This is a genomic window from uncultured Cellulomonas sp., assembly GCF_947494015.1.
Classification (GTDB): Bacteria; Actinomycetota; Actinomycetes; order Actinomycetales; family Cellulomonadaceae; genus Pengzhenrongella.
In genome coordinates this window covers 412,355-428,029 of record NZ_CANLTL010000001.1, presented here as the reverse complement: position 1 = coordinate 428,029, position 15,675 = coordinate 412,355, and the positions used below count along the sequence as shown (strand labels likewise).

The following is a 15,675-nucleotide window of genomic DNA, read 5'->3' as shown; positions in this document are numbered from 1 at the left end:
CTGGTCGGCTACGGCGTCAGCGGGCACGCCCCCGCGCGGCGGACCCGGCGCGTGCCCGCTGCCGCCGCCCCGGCTGCGCCCACCACCGCGCGCGCCACCGTGCCCGCCACCGTGCCCGCTGCCGTGCCCGCCGTCGCGGTCCCGGCGCCCGGCACCATCGAGGCGCCCGGTCTCGCAGCGACCGTCGGCGCCCCCAGCACCGGCTCCGTCACCGGGCCGGCGACGCCGTCCGCGACCCCGCCGTCGGGCACGCCGTCCGGCACGCCGTCGGGTGGCGACGGGTCCGCGCGCCCGGCCCGGCACGCCCTGGCCAAGCCGCCGGTCCGCAAGCTCGCGCGTGAGCTCGGCGTCGACCTGGACGGCGTCGCCGGCACCGGCCCCGGCGGGATCGTCACGCGCGAGGACGTGCTCGCGCACGGCGCCGAGACCGAGCCCAAGACGCTCGCGACCTATCCCGGCGACGACCGGCCGTGGCTGGCGTCGGGCTCGGTGTCCGAGGACGGGCGCGAGACCCGCGTGCCGGTGAAGTCGGTGCGCCGCCGCACGGCCGAGGCGATGGTCGCCAGCGCCTTCACCGCGCCGCACGTGACCGTCTTCCACACGGTCGACGTCACCCGGACGATGAACCTGGTCGCGCGGCTGCGCGAGGACCGGGAGTTCGCCGACGTGCGGGTCACCCCGCTGCTGGTCACGGCCAAGGCGCTTATGCTCGCGGTGCGCCGGCACCCCGAGATCAACGCGTCCTGGGACGACGACGCACAGGAGATCGTCTACAAGCACTACGTGAACCTGGGCATCGCCGCGGCCACCCCGCGCGGCCTGGTGGTGCCGAACATCAAGGACGCGCACCGGCTCGGCCTGCACGACCTCGCCGAGGCCATCGCGGATCTGACGTCGACCGCCCGCGCCGGACGCACCACCCCCGCGGACATGTCGGGCGGCACGATCACGATCACCAACGTCGGCGTGTTCGGCATCGACACCGGCACCCCGATCCTCAACCCCGGCGAGGCGGCGATCCTCGCCTTCGGCGCGATCCGTGAGCAGCCGTGGGTGCACAAGGGCAAGATCAAGAAGCGCTGGGTCACCCAGCTCGCGCTGTCCTTCGACCACCGCCTGGTCGACGGCGGTCTGGGGTCGCGGGTGCTGGCCGACGTCGCCGCGGTCCTCGGCGACCCGGCGCAGGGACTGGTCTGGGGCTGACGGGGACGAGGACCCGGCCAGCGGCCTGCGCGGTACCGGGCACCGGTGTCGCTGCCGACGACCGTCGGTGCGGCCGACGGGCGCCCGTGCCAGGCTGCGTGGATGCGAAGCGGGATCGCGATGCTCACGGCCGGAGTCGTCGTCCTGGTGGCGACGGGGTGTTCCGGCGACGAGCGCGGTGCACCGCAGCCACCGTCGACGACCCCGCTGACGGCCGCGGCGACGCCACCGGGCCCCGGCGCGGCGTCGCCCTCGACGTCGCCGCCCGCCGCACCTCCGTCCGCCGCAGCTCCCCCCGCAGCGTCACCCCCGACCGCATCGCCCGAGGCGGTCCCCGTCCCCCTCGACGTGTCGCCGGACGTCCTCCTCGACGCCGAGACGCTCGGATCGGCGCAGCAGCCTCGCGAGGAGGACCCCGCGCTGCGTGCGTGGGTGCTGCCCGACGGGTGCGACGCCGTCGTGCCGGACGCCGCCTCGATGCTCACGGTCACCCAGGGCACCGGCGAGATGGAGCAGGGCGTCAGCCTCCACCAGGTCGCCGTCTTCGCCGATGCCGACGCGGCCGTGGCAGCCGCCGACGCCCTCACCGCGACCCTCACCGCGTGCGCCGAGCGCGGCCCGGGCGAGGGCAGGGACACGAGGTACGCGCTCGAGAGCATCCCCGTGGGCGCGCAAGGGAGCGGCTTCGCGGTCGACTACTACGGGGCGTCGGGGGCGCACCCGCTGGACGGTGCGATCGGGAGGTACCTGGCGACGACGCGGCGGGGCAACGCGGTCACCGTGGTCGGGACGCTCAGCGGCGAGGCCACCGTGGGAGCCGCGCGTGACCAGGTCGTGGGGTGGGCGCAGTCCGCGTGGGAGCTGCTCTGCGGCTACGACTCCAGGGGGTGCTGAGCCGGTCCGGACGGTGCTCCGGACGGCGGCGCGACGCCCACCGCCCGAGATGGAGCGGGACGGCAGGGGCGGCCGGGCGGCCGCCCGGCACCCGGTGTGACGGAGCAGCCGCCGCCCCCGGCCGTCCGCCCGCCGCAGCGCGCCTACGCTGGACGGCGTGGTGACCCGGTGGAACGTGGGACGGCTCGCGGTGCTCGGCTCGGCCGGGGTGATCGCGGTGGTCGTCGGCCTCGTGGTGTCCGGGTCCGCCGCCCCGAGCGTCCTGGGTGATCCCGGCGGGCTCGTGCGCTGGGGCCTGCCGGTGGTCGAGACCCTCTCCCAGCTGGCGGCGTCGCTCACCCTCGGGGCGCTCGTGCTGGCGGTCTGCGTGCTGCCACGCGCCGGCGCGGCGGATGGGTCCGGTCGGGCCGGGGCGGCCGTCGACGGGCGCGCCTATCCGGCGACCCTGACCCTGGCCGGTGCGGCCGCCTCGGCGTGGACGGCGCTGAGCGTCGTCGGGCTCGTGCTGACCTACGCGAGCGTCGCCGGGCGCCCGGTGGGCGGGCCGACCTTCGGCTCCGAGCTGGGGCTGTTCGTCGGCCAGGTCTCCCTCGGCCGGACCCTGCTCGGGGTCGTCATCGTCGCCGCGCTGACCAGTGCCGTGGCGCTCGCGGTCGCGACGCCGACCGGAGCCGCCTGGGCCGCCGCGCTCGCCGTCGTCGCCCTGGTCCTGCAGGCCCAGACCGGCCACTCCTCCGGGGCCACGAACCACGAGCTCGCGATCACCTCGTTCTTCCTGCACCTGCTCGGGGCGGCCGTGTGGATCGGCGCCCTCGGGGCGCTCGCCGCGCTCGACCGCCGGCTGGGCGCCGACGTCGGCCCGGCCGTCGCGCGCTACTCGCCGGTCGCCGCCTGGTGCTTCGTGGCCGTGGGTGTCTCGGGCACGGTCAACGCCGCCCTGCGGCTCGGCGGGCTCGACGGGCTGCTCACCACCTACGGCGCCCTGCTCGTCACCAAGGTGGTCCTGTTCGGGGTGATCGGCGCGCTCGGGTGGACCTACCGGCGATCGGTGATCGGGCGCCTGACCACGCCCGACGGCGACCGTGCGCCCCGCGCCACGTCCCTGCTGTGGCGGCTCGTCGCCGTCGAGCTGCTCGTCATGGGTGCCGTCTCGGGGGTCGCGGTCGCGCTGTCGGTGACGCCGCCGCCCGTCCCGGACGTGCCGGTGGCCGAGCCGACGCCGGCCGAGCTCGTCACCGGCCACCCGCTGCCGCCCGAGCCCGTCGGGGCCGCCTGGTTCACCGAGTGGCGCTGGGACCTCCTGGTCGCCGCCGGGTGCGCCGCCGGGATCGTGGTCTACCTGCGCTGGGTGCACCGGCTGCGCCGGCGCGGCGACACCTGGCCGTGGTACCGCCCGGTGCTGTGGGTGGCCGGGATGCTCCTGGTCCTCTGGGCGACGTCGGGCGGGCTGGCGACCTACGGGCACGTGCTGTTCAGCGCCCACATGGTCCAGCACATGGTGCTGGTCATGGTCGCGCCGATCCCGCTCGCGCTCGCGGCCCCGGTCACGCTCGCGCTGCGTGCGCTGCCCGGCCGGCGGGACGCCTCCCGCGGGCCGCGCGAGTGGATCCTCACCCTGGTCAACAGCCGGGTCGGCCAGTTCCTGTCGCTGCCGCTGGTGGCCGCGGCCAACTTCGCCGGCTCGATGATCGTCTTCTACTACACCGACCTGTTCCGGCTGGCCCTGACCACCTACCTCGGGCACCTGGGGATGGTCGTCCACTTCACGCTGGCCGGGTACCTGTTCGTCAACGCGCTGGTCGGCGTGGACCCCGGCCCGCACCGGCCGGCCTACCCCCAGCGGCTGCTGCTGCTGCTGGGCACGATGGCGTTCCACGCGTTCTTCGGCGTCACGCTGATGGGCGGCCAGGTGCTGCTGGTCCCGGAGTGGTTCGGCGTGCTCGGCCGGGACTGGGGGCCGTCGGCCCTGGTGGACCAGCAGCGCGGCGGCGCGATCGCCTGGGGCATCGGCGAGGCGCCGACCATCGCGCTGGCGATCGTCGTGGCCTTCTCCTGGGCGCGCGACGACGAGCGCACCGCGCGGCGCCGCGACCGCAAGGTCGAGCGGGACGGCGACGTCGAGATGGACGAGTACAACGCGATGCTGTCCCGCCTGTCGCAGGGGTCGGCCACGCCGCGAGACTGATCCACCCGCGTGGTAGGACGGTGCGGTGACCTCCCAGACCACACCCGCCGAGCCACCCACCCCCTTCCACGACCTCGAGCGCTACATCGCCCTGCCCCGCGTGGGCGGGCTCGCGCTGTCCCCCGACGGCACCCGACTGGTCACGTCGGTGGCCACCCTGGACGACAAGCGCACCAAGTACGCCACCGCGCTGTGGGAGGTCGACCCGGCCGGCGAGCGTCCGGCCCGCCGGCTGACCCGGTCCCGGCACGGGGAGTCCGGCGCCGCCTTCACGTCCGACGGCGACCTGCTCTTCACCTCCGCGCGGCCCGACCCCGACGGCACCGAGGCCGACGACGCGCCGTCGGCCCTGTGGCTGCTGCCCGCGGACGGCGCCGAGGCCCGCGTCGTGGCCGGCCGCCCTGGTGGTGTGAGCGCGCCCGTGACCGCTCGCCGTGCGCCCGTCGTCGTCGTGACCTCCGACGTGCTGCCCCGCGCGCGCGACGCCGCCCACGACGACGAGCTGCGCACCGCGCGCAAGGACAAGAAGGTCAGCGCGATCCTGCACAGCGGGTACCCGGTCCGGTACTGGGACCACGACCTGGGGCCCGCGGCCCCGCACCTGTTCACCGCCCGGGTCACCGGGGACCTCGTGGCCCCGGCGGCCGGTGAGCCCGAGCCGCGGCTGGACCTGCGCGACCTCACCCCGGACGCCGGGCCCGCCCTGCGCGAGGGCTCCGCGTCGCTGAGCCCCGACGGCGCGACCCTGGTCGCGACGTGGTCGCGGACGGTCGGGACGGCCGTGCGGACGGTCCTGGTCGCCGTGGACGTCGCGACCGGGGACCGCCGCGTCCTGGTGCAGGACGACGACGCGGACGTGTCCGCCCCGGTCGTCTCGCCCGACGGTGCCTGGGTCGCCTTCGAGCGGGAGACGATCAGCACCCCCGAGCACGCGCCGCGCCGCCGGCTCGGCGTGGTCCGGCTCGACGGCGGTGAGGCACGGGTCCTCGCGCACGACTGGGACCGCTGGCCGCACGGCGCCCGGTGGCTGTCGGACTCCTCCGCGCTGCTCGTCGTCGCCGACGACGACGGCCGGGCACCGGTGTTCCGCGTCGACGTCGCCACCGGCGAGGTGGTCCGCGTCACCGCCGACGACGCCGCGTTCAGCGACCTGCAGGTCGCCCCGGACGGCTCGGCCGCCTACGCGCTGCGCTCGTCCTACCTCGAGCCGGCGCACCCGGTCCGGATCGACCTGACCGCCGCGACCGGCGGCCCGGTGGAGGCGGTCGCCCTGCCCGGGCCCGCGCCGCTGCCCGAGCTGCCCGGCCTGCTCACCGAGATCGAGACGACCACCGACGACGGCACCCGGGTCCGGGGCTGGCTCGCGGTGCCCGAGGGCTCGGACGGCTCCGCCCCGGCGCCGCTGCTGCTCTGGATCCACGGCGGCCCGCTCGGGTCCTGGAACGCGTGGTCGTGGCGGTGGAACCCGTGGCTGCTGGTCGCCGAGGGGTACGCCGTCCTGCTGCCGGACCCGGCGCTGTCCACCGGGTACGGGCAGGGCTTCGTCCAGCGCGGGTGGGGCGCCTGGGGTGCGGCGCCGTACACCGACCTGCTGGCGATCACCGACGCCGCGTGCGCGCGGCCGGACGTCGACGAGACCCGCACGGCGGCGATGGGCGGGTCGTTCGGCGGCTACATGGCCAACTGGGTGGCCGGCCACACCGACCGGTTCCGGGCGATCGTCACCCACGCCAGCCTGTGGGCGCTGGACCAGTTCGGGCCGACCACCGACGCCGCGTACTTCTGGGCGCGCGAGATGACCGAGTCGATGGCGCTGGCGAACTCCCCGCACCGGTTCGTGGAGAGCATCCGGACCCCCGTGCTCGTGATCCACGGCGACAAGGACTACCGGGTCCCGATCGGCGAGGGCCTGCGGCTCTGGTACGAGCTGCTCGAGCGGTCGGGCCTGCCGGCCGACGCCGAGGGCCGCAGCCCGCACCGGTTCCTGTACTTCCCGGACGAGAACCACTGGGTGCTCGCGCCCCAGCACGCGGTGGTCTGGTACGGGGTGGTCTCGGCGTATCTGGCCGAGCACGTGCTGGACGAGCAGCGCGAGCTTCCCGAGGTGCTCGGCTGAGCCGACGGCTCACCCGTCCGTGGCGGGTTCCACCGGTCGACGCGCGCGACCGGTGGGGCCCCGCCAGACTGCTGGGCAGGCCCGGCGGATGCCGGGCCCTGACGAAGGGACTCGGGCGATGGGTATCGGCGGCGGGATCTTCCTCATCGTGGTGGGCGCGATCCTCGCGTTCGCCGTCGACGACGCCGTCGAGGGCGTCGACCTGGCGATGATCGGGTACATCTGCATGGGCGCCGGGGTGCTGACCCTGATCATCGCCCTGGTGGTGAACACGCAGCGGAGCAACACCTCCCACCGCGAGGTGATCGAGCGGCACGACGACCGCCGTCCCCCGGCGCCGCCCACGTACTGACCCGGCCGTCCGGTGGTCGCGCGGCGGCCTCCGCATCCGGCGCCGGGTCCGTGTGGGTGGCGTCCGGCACACTCGGCCGCAGCGGGTCGAACGCCGGCCCGCGTCGTGGGGAGCAGGGGGACGCATGGACAGGGACGAGGCACGCACGGTCAAGCGCCAGCTGGCCGGCTACATCGGCGAGCTGCTCGCCGACCGGGTGCAGGCCAGCGGCGTCCAGCCTGAGGCCTCGGGCCCCGGCCTGGGCGTTGGTCTCGGCCTGGCGCCGCTGCCCGACGGCGGCTACGGCGTCGCGGTGCGCTACCGCCTCGGTGTGCCCACCGCGCGCATGGTGGCGCGCAAGGTCGTCGAGCAGGTGGGCCCGACGGCCGACGTACGCCGCACGGGCCGGATCCGCGCGGTGCCCGGGCGGACCGCGCCGGCACCGCGGCCGCCGGTCGTCACCGCGCTCGCGGTGGGTGAGACCGGCCGGGTCCGGCCGCTGCGGCCCGGGGTGTCCATCGCCCACGTCGACGTGAGCGCCGGCACGCTCGGCGCGTTCGTCGAGGTCGACGGCGCGCTGCACGCGCTGTCCAACTACCACGTGCTGGTCGGGTCGCCCTCGGCTCGCCTCGGTGACCCGATCGTGCAGCCGGGTCCTGCGGACCGCGGCCGCGACCCGGAGGACCGCGTCGGGGTGCTCGCCGGCTTCCAGCAGCTCGCCCCGGGGCGCACCGCCGTGGTGGACGCCGCGGTGGCCCGCCTCGACGAGCCGCGGGTCGACCTCGCCTACCCGGTCGGTCCCATCACCACGACCACCGAGGCGCTCGGAGGGGAGGAGGTCGCCAAGATCGGGCGCACGACGGGCGTCACCCGGGGGCGGGTGACCGCGATCGAGCTCGACGACGTCGTGGTCGGCTACGGCGAGGAGCTGGGCGAGCTGAGCTTCGACAACCAGATCGAGGTGGAGAGCACGAGCGCGTCCCCGTTCTCCCGCGGCGGGGACAGCGGGTCGCTCGTGTACCGCACCGACGGGGTCGGGTTGGGGCTGCTCTTTGCCGGGAGCGAGACGGGGGGCGACAATGGCAACGGGCTGACCTACCTCAACCCGATCGGCGTCGCGCTCGAGGCACTGGGGGCGCGCCTGGCCGGCTGAGGCGAGGTCACCGGACGCGACCCTCGCGCCGGACGACCCGCGTGAGGTGTGCGATGGCTGACCTGGAGAAGGCGCGAGCCGCGAAGGCGCGGCTGCGCACGGACCTGGCCGGGCGCGCCGGCGTCTGCGGGGTCGGCCTCTCCCACGGCGAGGACGGCTACCAGGTCCGGGTGAACCTGCAGCGCGAGACCGACCGCGCCGGCGTGCCCGGCCAGGTCGACGGCGTCCCGGTGGACGTCCGCGTCAGCGGGAGCATCCAGGCCGGCGGCTGACCCCCGACCCGTGGCAGATCCCGTCGTCCTCGCGTTCGTCCTCGGCGCTGCCGCCGCGGCCGCGCTGGTGGCCCGGCTGGCGTTCGGCATCGGCGGGCGGCGCGGCCTGGCCCTGCTCGTCGGGGGGTTCGTCGTCCTCGCCGTGGCCAACCTCCTCGCGATGCCGTTCACCGACCCCGGCCGCATCGCGTCCGGCGCGGTGATCGGGTTCCTGGTCGGCGCGCTGGTCGGGCTGGTGCGGTTCGGCGCCCCCACCGGGCGGCGCGACCAGGGCAGGGACCGTGGCACCGACCCGGACGTGAACCGGAACCCCGACCGGTACCGGCCGTAGCGGGCCCACGACCGAGGACCGGACGTGTGGGCATATCCGCGACCGCGATCGGGTTCACTACCGCTGTGACCTCGACCGCCGCCACCTCCCTGCCCCGTGTCCGCGCGTCCGAGCTGGTCGGCCGCGGCTGGCTCAACACCGGGGGCCGCACCGTGACCCTCGCGGACCTGCGCGGCAAGGTCGTCGTCCTGGACTTCTGGACGTTCTGCTGCATCAACTGCCTGCACGTCCTGGACGAGCTGCGCGAGCTCGAGGAGCGCCACCGCGACGAGCTCGTCATCGTCGGAGTGCACTCGCCGAAGTTCGTCCACGAGGCCGATCCGGTCGCGCTCGCCGCCGCCGTCGAGCGCTACGAGGTGCACCACCCGGTGCTCGACGACCCCGACCTGGTCACCTGGTCCGCGTACACCGCGCGCGCCTGGCCCACGCTCGTCGTGGTCGACCCGGAGGGCTACATCGTCGCCCAGATGGCCGGCGAGGGGCACGCCCGCAACCTGGAGATCCTGGTCGAGCAGCTCGTCGCCGAGCACGACGCCAAGGGCACCCTGCACCGGGGGGACGGCCCGTACGTGCCGCCCGAGCCGACGTCGGGCACGCTGCGCTTCCCGGCGAAGGCGATCGCGCTGCCCGGCGGCACGTTCCTCGTCGCCGACGCCGGCCACCACTCCCTCGCCGAGGTCGAGGCCGACGGCGAGACGCTCGTGCGGCGGATCGGCTCCGGTGAGCGCGGCCTGGTCGACGGCGGGGCCGCGGACGCCCGCTTCAGCGAGCCCAACGGCCTGGCCCTGCTGCCCGACGACGTCGCGGCGGAGGTCGGCTACGACGTGGTCGTCGCGGACACCGTGAACCACGCGCTGCGTGGGGTCCGGCTCTCGGACGGTGCGGTGACCACGGTCGCCGGCACCGGTGAGCAGTACATGGTCGGGGCCGCGGACAACGGCCGCGTCGACTGGCAGGGTCCCGCCGCGCTCGGCATCAAGCTGTCCTCGCCGTGGGACGTCGTGTGGTGGCCGGCCGCCGGCGCGGTCGCGGTCGCGATGGCCGGCAACCACACCCTGTGGGCGTTCGACCCCGGCGCGGGCCGGATCGAGCCGTTCGCCGGCACGATGAACGAGGGCCTGCAGGACGGCGCCCCGGCGCAGGCCTGGTTCGCGCAGACCTCGGGCCTGGCCACCGGCCCGGACGGCGGCCGGCTCTGGCTCGCCGACTCCGAGGTGTCCGCGCTGCGGTACGTCGACCTCGCGCCGGCCGACGACGCCGTCGGGGACGACACCCTCGAGGTCGTGCTCTCGCGGGCCGCCGACGAGCGCAGCTCCGTCGGCACCGCGGTCGGTGCGGGCCTGTTCGACTTCGGACTGCGGGACGGCGCGGCGGACACCGCGCTGCTCCAGCACCCGCTCGGCGTGGCGGTGCTGCCCGACGGGTCGATCGCCGTCGCGGACACCTACAACGGCGCGATCCGGCGGTACGCGCCGGGCGCCGACGGTGACCCGGCCGCCGGCCAGGTCACCACGCTCGCCCGCGACCTCGCCGAGCCCAGCGGGATCGTCGTGCTGCCGTCCCCGGACGGGATCGAGCTGCTCGTGGTCGAGTCGGCCGCGCACCGGCTGACCCGCCTGCGCCTGCCCCGGGACGTCGCGGGGGAGATCCTCGACGCGGGCGCGCACCGCACCCAGCGCCCGGTGACGGACGTCGCGCCCGGCGCGTTCCGCCTCGACGTCGTGTTCACCCCCGCGCAGGGGCAGAAGTACGACGACCGGTACGGCCCGTCCACCCGGCTGCAGGTGTCCTCGACCCCGCCCGAGCTGCTGCTCGACGGCGCGGGCGACGGCGTGGACCTGGTCCGCGAGCTGCGGATCAACCCGGAGGTCGGCGAGGGCGTGCTGCACGTGACCGCGCACGCGGCCAGCTGCGACGCCGACCCGGCGATCGAGTACCCGGCCTGCCACCTGAACGCCCAGGACTGGGGTGTGCCGGTCCGCGTGGTCGACGGCGCCGCACCCGCGCTGACGCTGCCGCTGCACGGCTGAGGCCGGCCTGCGCGGGTGCTGCGGGCGGGTGCCTGTCGGGTCAGGCGGTGGCGCCGGCGTCCTGCGTCGGGCTCGCCAGCGCCTGCGGACCCGACTGCGCTGCCGCCGGGTCCATCCACATCACCTGCCACCCGTGGCCGTCGAGGTCGACGAAGCTCCGCGAGCACATGAAGCCGTAGTCCTCCAGGCTGTCCGCCTCGACGGCGCCCGCGGCCAGCGCCGCTGCCGAGACCGCGTCGACCTCCTCGCGCGAGGACACGCTGAAGCAGTACAGCGCCAACGCCTGCGTGGTCGGATCGGCCATCGGCAGCGGCGAGAGCTCGGCGAACTTCTCCCGGCTGAGCAGCATGATGCTGGCCTGCTCACCGACCAGCATGCAGGCGGCGGCGTCGTCGGTGAACCGCGGGTCGACGGCGAACCCGAGCCGGGTGAAGAACCTCGTGCTGCGCTCGAGGTCGGCGACCGGCAGGTTGACGAACAGCATGCGACCGGGGTGTGCGGGGATGCTCACGGCGGGCCTCCACGGCGGGAAGGGACTGGTACGGCCCGATAGACCCGACCGGCCTGCGGAAGTGAGCGGTCAACCGGCCGACCTGGGGCGCCGGCCGCGCTGGCTCAGACCAGCGCGGGCAGCTGCGCCCCGACCGCCCGCAGCACGAACGTCTCGGTGGCGTGCAGGGCGGCCTCCCGACCGGGACCGTCGTCGGGCACGCCGCGGCCGGACAGGCACGCGTGCACGAGCGGGACCGTGGTGTCGATGTCCTGCTCGGGCAGCACGCCGGCGTCGATGCCGGCCACCAGGATGCGGCGCAGGATGCCCTCGACACCCACCACGTGCTCGCGCAGCCGGTGCTGGATCCCACGGGAGAGCACCGTGCGCAGCTCCGGCCCGGGCGCCAGGTGGAACACCCGGGACAGCTGCGCCTGCTGGCGCACGTAGGTGCGCAGCTGCGCCACGGGATCCGTCACCCCGGCCAGCGCCTCCTCGAGCGTCGCGACGTACCGGGCGGTCTCGTGCGCGATGAAGCCCAGGAGCAGCGACTCCTTGTCGGCGAAGTGGTTGTACACGGCCGTGCGGCCGATCCCCGCCGCGGCGGCGATGTCCGCGAGGCTGATCGCGTCGAAGCCCCGCTCGGCCATGAGGTCCGACAGGGCGGCGAACAGTCGCTGGCGCGTCTGCTCGCGGTGCTCGAGCAGCGACCCGCCGATGATCTTGGGCATGGTGACATCCTCGCACGATGTGTCAGGTCCCACCGGCTCGCGGCTGGCTAGCCTGCCGCCATGACCGACGACGCCCGCCCCGCCGCCGCCCGACCCGACGTCGAGCCCGACACCAAGGACTGGACCTGGGTGCTCGAGCGCGCGTGCCCCGAGTGCGGGTTCGTCGCCGCTGACGTCGCCCCGGCCGACGTGCCCGCCCGCGTGCGCGAGCTCACCCCGCGGTGGCGCGCCGCGCTCGCCCGTCCGGACGCCCGGACCCGGCCGGCCCCCGGCGTGTGGTCGGCCCTGGAGTACGCCGCGCACGTGCGTGACGTGCACCGGCTGTTCGCCGACCGTCTGCGCCTGGTGCTCGAGCACGACGACCCGGTGTTCGCCAACTGGGACCAGGACGCGACCGCGGTGCAGGACCGCTACGCCGAGCAGCACCCGGCGGTGGTCGCCGACGAGCTGGCCACGGCGGCCGCCGCGTTCGCCGACCAGGTCGAGGCCGTGCCGGACGACGCGCTCGACCGGCCGGCGCGCCGCTCCAACGGCTCCAGGTTCACGGTGCGGACGCTCGTGCAGTACTACCTGCACGACGTCGTCCACCACACCCACGACGTGGGGGCGTGAGGTCCCGGACCCGTGCCGGCCGGCCCGGGGTCGAGGTGCGAGACAACGGCCGCCGCACCGTGCACACATTCCGTCCACAGCGCTGTGCACCGGGTGGGGAAAGGTGTGCACAGCATGTGGACAGACCTGTGCACGGTGTGGGCGGCGCAGTTCGGTCGCCGCGAACCTTGTGCCTGGCCACCCGGACGGCTACACGCAGGGTGCCCCACCGGCGCGCGCACCGACGCCGACGAGCTGCACCGAGCGCCCGAGGGCACCCGTGGGGCGCGGGCGCAGCCGGTGCTGGCCGACGACGGCTGCCCCGCGCGACGGCCGGCCCGCGTGCCCCGACCGCCGGCCGCCGGCCGGTCGCTCAGGCGGGGACGCCCGCCCTGCGGCGTGCGAGCTTGCCCCGGTACATGTGGTGGTCGGCGGCACGCACGAGCGCGTCCGGGTCGGACCGCGCCGCGCCCCGGGCGATCCCGACGCTGACGCCGATCGCGACCGGCCCGCACGAGGTCTCCACCGGGATCGCCAGCTCGAGCCGCACGAGCTCGGCGAGCCGCTCGAGCCCCACGCCACCGGGACGCAGCACGACGAACTCGTCACCACCCAGGCGCGCGACGACGTCGTCGGCGCCGGTGGTCCGGCGCAACCGGGCGGCGACCTCCACCAGCACCTGGTCGCCCACGTGGTGGCCGTGCCGGTCGTTGGCCGCCTTGAATCCGTCGAGATCGGCGAACAGCACACCGGACCCGCCGGCCACCGGGTCGGCCAGCACCGACCCGAGGCGCTCGAAGAACGCGCCGCGGTTGCCCAGACCGGTCAGCGGGTCGGTGTCCGCACGCCGGCGCAGGTCCGCCTCGGAGCGGCGCTGGTCGGTGACGTCGACCCCGACGGTCACCACCGCCCACGGCGCGCCGTCGGCGTCGCGCACGACGCTGTTGTGCGACCAGACGCGGCGCCGGCGCCCGTCCCGTCCGAGCCAGTCGCCCTCCTGCGGGTGCACCTCCCCGAGGGTGATCGCCCGGTGCACGTGGTCCTGGGCGCCGGCGACGTCCTCGGGTGCGACCAGCGTCTCCCAGAACGGCCGCGCGGTGAGCTCGTCCACCGTCCAGCCGGTCGCACCGATCAGCGCGGGGTTGGCCAGCACCGGGATGCCGGCGGCGTCGACCACGAGCACGTACGCCGTCGTCGCGTCGAACGACGCCCGCACGAGGTCCAGGTGTGCACGATCGCCGCGGAGCCGTGCTCCGCGCGCTCCCTGCTCGTCCATGGTCGTCCCGCCTCACGCGTGTGGTCCTCGACCTGATCGGCCGCGTGCGGCCGTCGCTGAACCACCGGGACACGGTTCCCCCGGGTGCCAGGGCGCGGGCCGGTCGAGCCCGGGTTGCCGCCGGTCCCCGGTCGGGTGAGGCTGCTGGGGACCGACCTCACGATCGTCAGGAGGCACCGATGGCTGCGACACCGATCGACGACGCGCTGTGGGACGGGTTCCACACCGCGGTGAACATGACCTCGCGCGAGCTGCGCGAGTGGCTCGCGACCGCCGACTCGGGCGAGCGCACCGACGCCCTGCCCGACCAGGCCGGCAGCGAGCGGTCTCGCGCCGTGCTGGACGTGCTGGGCAAGCGGCGCACCGACCTCACCGACGACGACGTCGCCGTCATGCAGTCCGTGGTGGACGAGGTCGACGCCGCCCGGGGCGAGGACCGCGAGCCCGTCGCCGGCGACACGCAGTGGCGTCACCGGCTGATGTCCATCGGGCACGACCCGCTCAAGCCGGCTCGGTAGTCCCCTCGCGGGACGGATCGACGGGCGCGCTGACCTGGGCTGCGAGGTGGCCGGCCCCGTACCCGTTGTCGATGTTCACGACCGCGACGCCGGGTGCGCACGCGTTGAGCATGGTGAGCAGCGCGGCGATGCCGCCGAAGGAGGCGCCGTAGCCGACGGAGGTCGGCACGGCGATGACCGGAGCGCTGACCAGTCCGGCCACGACACCGGGCAGCGCACCGTCCATGCCGGCGACCACGACGACCGCGCGCGCCGAACGCAGCAGGTCGAGGTGCGCGAGCACCCGGTGCAGGCCGGCCACGCCGACGTCGACCACGGTGCGGCAGCGGCGACCCAGGTGCTCGGCGGTCACCGCCACCTCGTGGGCCACCGGCAGGTCCGAGGTCCCGGCCGCCACCACGACGACGAGCCCGCCGGCGCCGGCCGGTGGCTGCCCGGGCCAGGCCACGATCCGGGCGGCGGTGTGGTGCGCGGCACCGGGCAGCTCGGTGAGCAGCGCCTCGGCCTGCTCCGGCCGGACCCGGGTGAACAGGGTCCGTGCCTGGCGCCGGCGGATCTCGCGGGCGATGCCGGTGAGCTGGTCGACCGTCTTGCTCTCGCACAGGACGGCCTCGGGGTAGCCACGGCGGCCCGCCCGGTCGTGGTCGAGCGTGGCGTAGCGGGCCAGCGGCTCGGCGGGTGTCCAGCGATCAGCCACGGGTCACCAGCGGCAGGGTGAAGGCACCGGACTGGATGCCGGCCAGGTCGAGCGCCACGAACTGGAACCCCGCCGAACGGACCGATCGCAGCACCTCGCCTCGCAGTGGCTCGGCGACGATGGCGGTGATCTGCTCCAGGGGCAGCTCCAGTCGGGCGACGTCGCCGTGGTGGCGCACCCGCAGGTCGCCCAGGCCCAGTCGGCGCAGCTCGGCCTCGGCGGCCTCCACCTGCGCGAGCTTCTGCGGGGTCACCTCCTGCTGGTGCGGGATGCGGGAGGCGAGGCAGGGTGCGGCGGGCTTGTCGGCCGACGGCAGCCCGAGCCGTCGGGCGACGCGGCGCACGGCCGCCTTGTCCATCCCGGCGTCGGCGAGCGGTCGCAGGACCGCGTGCTCGGTCGCGGCGCGCGCGCCGGGCCGGTCCGGACGCCGGGTGTCGTCGGCGTTCTCCCCGTACGCGACGACCGACAGGCCGTGCGCGGTCGCCAGCTCGCGGTCGATCGTCGCGAAGAGCTCGTCCTTGCAGAAGTAGCAGCGGTCGGGCCCGTTGCGGCGGTAGTCCGGGTTGTCGCCCTCGGCCGTTCGCACCTCCACCACCGGCGCACCGACGGCGCGCGCCACCTCGTGGGCGGCGACCCGCTCCTCCTGCGCGAGGCTCGGGGACACCCCGAGGACGGCGACCACCCCCGTGGGTCCCAGCGCGCGCACCGCGAGGGCGAGCAGCACCGAGGAGTCCACCCCACCGGAGAACGCCACCCCGAGCCGACCGGGACCGACCGCGGCGCGAAGCGCCACCAGGACGGCGTCGACCGCGGCGACGTCCTGCGGGTCCACGGGCACGGCCTGGCCCAGCTCCATG

Annotated in this window: 16 protein-coding genes; 11 read left to right on the top strand and 5 right to left on the bottom strand. The window is 75.6% G+C overall.

Translation table 11 applies throughout. From position 1 onward, the window contains the following. From Q0840_RS01890 to Q0840_RS01850, 9 genes are all read left to right on the top strand, one after another. Positions 1-1,203 (top strand): dihydrolipoamide acetyltransferase family protein (locus Q0840_RS01890; protein WP_298455487.1); only part of this gene is annotated, 1,203 nt, incomplete at its 5' end. A gap of 348 nt (positions 1,204-1,551) precedes the next feature. Next, on the top strand, positions 1,552-2,097 hold the full coding sequence (locus Q0840_RS01885) for a hypothetical protein (protein ID WP_298455485.1): 546 nt from the start codon (positions 1,552-1,554) through the stop codon (positions 2,095-2,097). A 157-nt stretch (positions 2,098-2,254) separates the two neighbouring features. Then, on the top strand, positions 2,255-4,282 hold the full coding sequence (locus tag Q0840_RS01880) for a cytochrome c oxidase assembly protein (protein WP_298455483.1): 2,028 nt from the start codon (positions 2,255-2,257) through the stop codon (positions 4,280-4,282). A gap of 25 nt (positions 4,283-4,307) precedes the next feature. After that, positions 4,308-6,398, top strand: a complete 2,091-nt coding sequence (locus Q0840_RS01875; protein WP_298455479.1) for a prolyl oligopeptidase family serine peptidase — start codon at positions 4,308-4,310, stop codon at positions 6,396-6,398. A 118-nt stretch (positions 6,399-6,516) separates the two neighbouring features. Beyond that, complete coding sequence (locus Q0840_RS01870) at positions 6,517-6,750, top strand: DUF6458 family protein (protein ID WP_298455476.1); 234 nt, start codon at positions 6,517-6,519, stop codon at positions 6,748-6,750. Between the two features lie 124 nt (positions 6,751-6,874). Beyond that, entirely contained in the window at positions 6,875-7,882 is a 1,008-nt protein-coding gene (locus tag Q0840_RS01865) for a hypothetical protein (protein ID WP_298455473.1), read from the top strand. 53 nt (positions 7,883-7,935) lie between these two features. Further along, positions 7,936-8,154, top strand: a complete 219-nt coding sequence (locus tag Q0840_RS01860) for a hypothetical protein (RefSeq protein WP_298455470.1) — start codon at positions 7,936-7,938, stop codon at positions 8,152-8,154. Positions 8,155-8,164: 10 nt separating this feature from the next. Then, complete coding sequence (locus Q0840_RS01855; protein WP_298455468.1) at positions 8,165-8,485, top strand: hypothetical protein; 321 nt, start codon at positions 8,165-8,167, stop codon at positions 8,483-8,485. Between the two features lie 65 nt (positions 8,486-8,550). Next, entirely contained in the window at positions 8,551-10,515 is a 1,965-nt protein-coding gene (locus Q0840_RS01850; protein WP_298455464.1) for an NHL domain-containing thioredoxin family protein, read from the top strand. A gap of 40 nt (positions 10,516-10,555) precedes the next feature. On the opposite strand, the gene Q0840_RS01845 is transcribed toward Q0840_RS01850, so the two are convergent. Both Q0840_RS01845 and Q0840_RS01840 read right to left on the bottom strand, forming a co-directional pair. Beyond that, positions 10,556-11,026, bottom strand: a complete 471-nt coding sequence (locus Q0840_RS01845) for a VOC family protein (protein WP_298455461.1) — start codon at positions 11,024-11,026, stop codon at positions 10,556-10,558. 104 nt (positions 11,027-11,130) lie between these two features. Then, entirely contained in the window at positions 11,131-11,736 is a 606-nt protein-coding gene (locus tag Q0840_RS01840; RefSeq protein WP_298455458.1) for a TetR/AcrR family transcriptional regulator, read from the bottom strand. Between the two features lie 60 nt (positions 11,737-11,796). Between Q0840_RS01840 and Q0840_RS01835 the strand changes: the two genes are divergently transcribed. Further along, the gene (locus Q0840_RS01835; protein ID WP_298455455.1) at positions 11,797-12,348 is read left to right on the top strand and encodes a DinB family protein; all 552 of its coding nucleotides are present in this window, start codon (positions 11,797-11,799) and stop codon (positions 12,346-12,348) included. A gap of 352 nt (positions 12,349-12,700) precedes the next feature. On the opposite strand, the gene Q0840_RS01830 is transcribed toward Q0840_RS01835, so the two are convergent. Next, positions 12,701-13,603 (bottom strand): sensor domain-containing diguanylate cyclase, encoded by a 903-nt coding sequence (locus Q0840_RS01830; protein WP_298455452.1) that lies wholly within the window; start codon positions 13,601-13,603, stop codon positions 12,701-12,703. 179 nt (positions 13,604-13,782) lie between these two features. Between Q0840_RS01830 and Q0840_RS01825 the strand changes: the two genes are divergently transcribed. Further along, entirely contained in the window at positions 13,783-14,121 is a 339-nt protein-coding gene (locus Q0840_RS01825) for a DUF3140 domain-containing protein (RefSeq protein WP_298455448.1), read from the top strand. Here the strand turns inward: Q0840_RS01825 and larB are convergent. Both larB and larE read right to left on the bottom strand, forming a co-directional pair. After that, positions 14,105-14,818, bottom strand: a complete 714-nt coding sequence (larB, locus tag Q0840_RS01820) for a nickel pincer cofactor biosynthesis protein LarB (protein ID WP_298455445.1) — start codon at positions 14,816-14,818, stop codon at positions 14,105-14,107. The two genes, Q0840_RS01825 and larB, sit on opposite strands and share 17 nt — an antisense overlap. After that, positions 14,811-15,674: an ATP-dependent sacrificial sulfur transferase LarE gene (larE, locus tag Q0840_RS01815; RefSeq protein WP_298455522.1), complete on the bottom strand. Its 864-nt coding sequence runs from the start codon at positions 15,672-15,674 to the stop codon at positions 14,811-14,813. Before larE ends, larB begins: the two co-directional genes overlap by 8 nt. Position 15,675 lies beyond the last annotated feature (1 nt).